Genomic DNA, 4875 nt, shown 5'->3' with positions numbered 1-4875 from the left:
ATGTCGAGCTACCCGCCGAGTACCGTTCCTTCCTCCTACAGGTCAGTCGCGGGGGCGCAGGCCCGGCGTACGGCCTCTTTCCCGCTCAACGGGTAGACGGCCGCTGGCGTTGGGAAGGCGACGGTGCCGAACTCACCGACCTGAAGACGTTGAGCCGGCCGTTCCCGCACACCGAAGCATTCAACCCCGCAGACGACCTGCCCGATCCCCCTGGTGAGGCGGACTTCGACTCCGAAGACAAGTTCAACGAGGCTGAAGACGCCTACTGGCGGCAGCACGAAGCTGTCGTCTTCTCGCCCGAACACTCCATCGGGCTGCTCTACCTCTGTCACCTCGGCTGCGCCTACCGCGAAGCCCTCGTCATCAGCGGACCAGCTCGCGGTCAGATGTGGGGCGACGACACCGCCAGCGACGGCGGGTTCCTGCCTCTGCACGAGCCCGACGGGAGCCCGACAGGCTTCACGCGCTGGTACCGAGGATGGCTCGAACAGGCCGAAAAGCAAACCCAGTCCCGATAAAGCCGGAACGCTCTGCAGCACGGAAGGCGGCCAGAAGCGGACGTGCCGCGAGCACTCTTTCCGCCATCCCGAATCGCTTCTACCGCCGTCGGTTGGGCGGAGAACCGATGCGATGAGTTCACTGGCTGGGGCCACTCGGTCTGGTACTTCGAAGTAGGCGATGACGGCTGGCCCGTACGTCAGGCCGAGACGTACGACGCCGGACGCGTACTGCGCTACGGCCCCAACCACTCTGAGGAGCCGTCGTCGCTCCCCGTACTGCGATCATTTCTAGTCGACTCGGCACTGCGCGCGCAGCGGCATGTGCACGTACCTCGGGCGGCTCTACGGTGCCTGCTCGACAAACGTATCGTCGAACGGCCATTGATCGGTGCCAAGATCGGTTCGGATGCTGCACCGGTACCTGAGTAGGTCGATCCGGTCCGCGTCGTTCAGATCCCGGTCCGGCTGTCTCGACGGATCGGCGTCGACGTTGTAGTGCAGGTGGCCCTCGGCGATGTAGTCGCGACGAAAATCCGTTGTCCACTGGGAGTTGTGACCCCATCCGTGGGATAGATCCACCGCTCTGCGGTTGCACCGCCACCAGGCCCAGTACAGCGCCGAGCGTGCAGCCACGTCGGCGTCGAGGTGATGAGCGCCGGCCCGGACCGCCACGCCTGCTCGGGCCACCAGCATGCTGCCGACGACCGCACCCGGCCAGAACTCGCCGACGACGCTCGGCGGCTCGTCGGCGTCATCGCTGACCTGCACCGAGACGATCTCATGGAAGAACGGATGGAATGACGACTCCGCCAGCGGCGCCGCCCTGATCGCCGCGCGGAACGTCGGCCATGCCGACGTGCCCGGGATGGTGCCCCGCCACCACGGCTTGCCGCTGGTCCAGTCCAGCAACTGCGGATCGGATCTGCCCGGTTGAAAGGCCGACAGCAGCACGTCGACGATGCGACTCAACGCGTACAGCCCTTCCAAGGCCGTGTAGTGGTTGCCCTCGCGCGGAACACGCACCCGACGGCTGTCCGGACGGCCCAGCTCGTGCAACTCGGCCACGAGGTGAGAACGCCTGTCTAGCCAAGGCTGTAGCACCTCGCCACCCCAACCCGCAGCCGGACCATCCCGCAGCTCGACGAACAGGTCTTGGAACTCCCACAGCATCGACGGCACGCCGCGCACGGTAAGCCACCCGCACCGCTGCGACAACCGGCTTCTGACGGGACGTGGCCAGCATCGCAGGGCCGGTGCGCGTACGACTGCGACGGCGCAGCCCTTGGTCAACTGCGCTGTCATCGGCCATGAGCGCACGGGCCGGTCTGCAAGCCCCTGCCCTGCCCGCACCATCATGCGATGATCTACGCGCTGAACCGTGACCGGCCGCCGCCCTGGGCTCAGGAAATCAATCGTGGGGTTCTTCGGCACCTACCTCTTCAACGGACACCGGTGGACGGCACACCCCCCCGCCGAACAGCCGACCATCCCGGAACCGTGGCTGCTCGTCGACATCCATGACAGCGACATCGCCACGATCACCTACCGTCCACCCGGCCCCGGCAGCGGTGTCGCCTACCTCGGTGACACCCCACGCACATACTTCGAAAACCCGGACGCCTCAGCCCCAACCGATGCGGCCCGCGAGGCCGCCGGCCTGGGCGCCTGGTGGGCCCACCAGCACGGTAGGTCGAGCGGGACCGAACGCGAGGCCAAGGAAGCCGAGCTGGCCGCCTACCTCGCCGAAGACCTCAACCCAGCAGACATCGACCACGACCACGACGACGACGACGACGACGACGACGACGACCTAGACGACGCCGAGGTCTTCGTGGAGGTCAAGACAGCACGGTTCCTCGCGGCACTTGACCTGCCTGTTCCCGACGACCTACCCCGCTGATCACACGACACCAAAGACACTATCCTCCTCGTCTTCATCGCCGACATCTGACCACTTCAGGCACGCCGAAGAGACCACCGTCGAGGAGTACCTGCAGCAGGTTTGCCGGTGGAATTTGAGTCTCAGCCAGCGGGATCAGCACCGACGTTGGTGCAACAATCCCACTGCTGCACGTCGATGCGGAGTGACCGCCCCGGCTGGGGCCGGCGAGCAAGCATGAAAGCCGGCGCCGGCCATCGCATGGCTGAGGAGGTGGCAAGGTGAAGGATCCCGAGATCATCGACGTGCCTGGACAGGTCCGGGGCCTAGCGGCCGCTGGCCCGGACGGGCCGATCTACCTCACCAGCTATGCGGGCCGCAGCCCGAGCACGCGCAACCTGTACACCACCGTCCTCACCGCGGTCGACCTGGCCGGAGGCAGGCTCTGGCAGCGCACGTTCCCAGGCCATCCGTTCCCGCCACGCGCTGATGCCGACGGGACTGTGTGGGTGGCCCACCACGACGGCCACAGCACGCCCGTGTTCACTATCACCGGCGTTGGCGCCGACGGCTCGGTCACGGATGCGATGGCCCTGCAGCAGGAACAAGGCGAGTATCTGGGTGCTGTCGTTCGGATGCCGGACGGCTTCTGCGCGCTATGGCTGCCGACCGCGCCACGCCAGCGGCTACCCCACGGCAGCACTGGGCGCCTGGTGCGCCACAGCGACACCGGCAACACCGTGTGGTCCACACCCCTACCTCTCGACACGCTCTCCTTCTCCGGCGTGATCGAAGCCGGCGTGGCGACCGGGTGGCACGCCCAACCCAAGAAAGCGTGGCGGCCATCCACCCTGCAAGCGGATCACTGGCAGCCGCTGCTCGTGGCCGGTGACCGCATCCTGGCCGGGATCAGTGACGGAGCCAGCGGCATCGGGATATGCACCATCCTCGACGCCGCGACCGGAGACATCGTCTCGACCACCGAGCCCGGGCCCTACCACCACAAGGCCATCGCCGGACCCGACCGCTTCCTCATCGGCGCCCAAGGCTACGGAGCGTTCTCCAGCACCCTTCACGGCCGCAACGGTCAGGCAACTCAAACGTGGCCCAGTCACGGCCAAATGCTCATCGACCAAAGCGGCACCTTCCGCGGTCCGGAATCCGAGAACGTCCTGCCGTCCCAGTCACGGTTCCGGGTCCTCGACCCCGACGGATCAATGCGCGACGGCCCGCCTCTCAGCGGCTACTACACCAGCTATCCCTCACTCGACGCCCACGGCACCGCCGTGTTCTGGCGCAACGGAAAGCTCCTAACCGTCGACGCGGACTTGGACCAGCACGAACTATTCCACCGCGCCGATGACGACCGAACCGTCCTGAGCAGGACACTTCTCCTCAAGGACGCAACCGTCGCCTTCGCGCTCGACAACGAACTACTCATCTTCCGCGACACCGGACTGGCACCACTCGCGCCCGGCCCGTGGCCATGCGCAGGCGGCAGTCTTCTGGGAAACCCCGTCATCCCGCCCAGGTAACCCCGGCCCCACGACACCCAGCCAAACCAGGCCGACGATCACTCCTACGAGCGCGCCGAAGAGGTCACCGATCAGCAGCCCCGGTCAGATGCTGCTGGTGCAACTCCAGTCTCAACGGGCGGGAGCATCGGTGCCGTGGCACGATCGATCATGCTCGTGCCTGCTTGCCGATTTCCGTCCCGCTGTCATGGAGGAGCCGCCGATGAGCCCGCTTGGCAGCCTCATATGCATCGGCTTGCTCACCCTCACAGCATCACTGGCCCTGCTTTGGGTCTGTATCCACGTGCCTGAGAGCATCCAGCGATTGCGGCACCGTCTGACCAGGAAGCGACCCCGCCGGCTACGAGATCATCCGGTACTTCAGGCTCCGCCGGAGGCAGATCGCAGAGAAGAGACTCTGTGGCGGCCTGAGCTCTACGACTAACGGTCAAGCTCGGGCTGACGCCCGCGCGTCACGACGTGCGGGCGAAGCAGCGGCCCTGCGCAACGGGACGCCCCGCAAGTGAGTGGACAGAAACCGTTGGTTCGGCAATGGGCGACCACGCTACCGTTTCCGGGTGAGCACCCCGCCCCGCGCGACGAGGCAATCGTTCGCGGGTCGCGATCTTCGGCACCACACCCTCGATGGGCACTCGTTCAAGTGGTGTGACTTCCGGGGCGCCGACCTGCGGGGCGCGTCCCTCCGCGGCGTCAGCTTTGCCGGCTGTGATCTGCGGGACGCCGACCTGCGCGACACCGACCTGTCCTACGCGCGGTTCAGCTACGTCATGACGCACGATCCGGAGTACGGACGGACAGACGTCACCGGGGCACGGTGGAACGGAGCCGACCTTCGAGGCGTCACCGCCGAGCGCGTCATTGGGTGGCCGCACGATCTCTAGATTCCGGGGATATGTCCAGTTGACGTTGGGCCACCGAGCTGTCACCGCGTTCACCCGCCTAACCGCGCTACCCCAGCTAG

At 66.4% G+C, this 4875-nt stretch carries 5 protein-coding genes; 4 read left to right on the top strand and 1 reads right to left on the bottom strand.

The window, feature by feature from the left end:
• On the top strand, positions 1–518 hold a 518-nt coding region (locus IRY44_RS30365; RefSeq protein WP_194803558.1), incomplete at its 5' end, for an SMI1/KNR4 family protein.
• Between the two features lie 324 nt (positions 519–842).
• Here the strand turns inward: IRY44_RS30365 and IRY44_RS30360 are convergent.
• The gene (locus IRY44_RS30360) at positions 843–1679 is read right to left on the bottom strand and encodes a hypothetical protein (protein WP_194803557.1); all 837 of its coding nucleotides are present in this window, start codon (positions 1677–1679) and stop codon (positions 843–845) included.
• 235 nt (positions 1680–1914) lie between these two features.
• Here IRY44_RS30360 and IRY44_RS30355 point away from each other — a divergent pair, with 235 nt between their 5' ends.
• The 3 genes from IRY44_RS30355 to IRY44_RS30345 all read left to right on the top strand — a co-directional run bounded on the left by IRY44_RS30355 (position 1915) and on the right by IRY44_RS30345 (position 4795).
• A complete protein-coding gene (locus tag IRY44_RS30355) occupies positions 1915–2400 on the top strand; it encodes a hypothetical protein (RefSeq protein WP_194803556.1) in 486 nt (161 codons plus the stop codon).
• A 260-nt stretch (positions 2401–2660) separates the two neighbouring features.
• The gene (locus IRY44_RS30350) at positions 2661–3914 is read left to right on the top strand and encodes a hypothetical protein (RefSeq protein ID WP_228533118.1); all 1254 of its coding nucleotides are present in this window, start codon (positions 2661–2663) and stop codon (positions 3912–3914) included.
• A 557-nt stretch (positions 3915–4471) separates the two neighbouring features.
• Positions 4472–4795 carry a pentapeptide repeat-containing protein gene (locus IRY44_RS30345; protein WP_355513426.1) on the top strand — a complete coding sequence of 108 codons (324 nt, stop codon included), beginning with the start codon at positions 4472–4474 and terminating at the stop codon, positions 4793–4795.
• Positions 4796–4875: the final 80 nt, after the last annotated feature.

It is taken from the genome of Micromonospora sp. ANENR4 (assembly GCF_015354395.1).
Taxonomy (GTDB): Bacteria; Actinomycetota; Actinomycetes; order Mycobacteriales; family Micromonosporaceae; genus Micromonospora; species Micromonospora aurantiaca.
The sequence above is the reverse complement of the archived record's forward strand: the minus strand, read 5'-3'. Positions and strand labels throughout refer to the sequence as shown.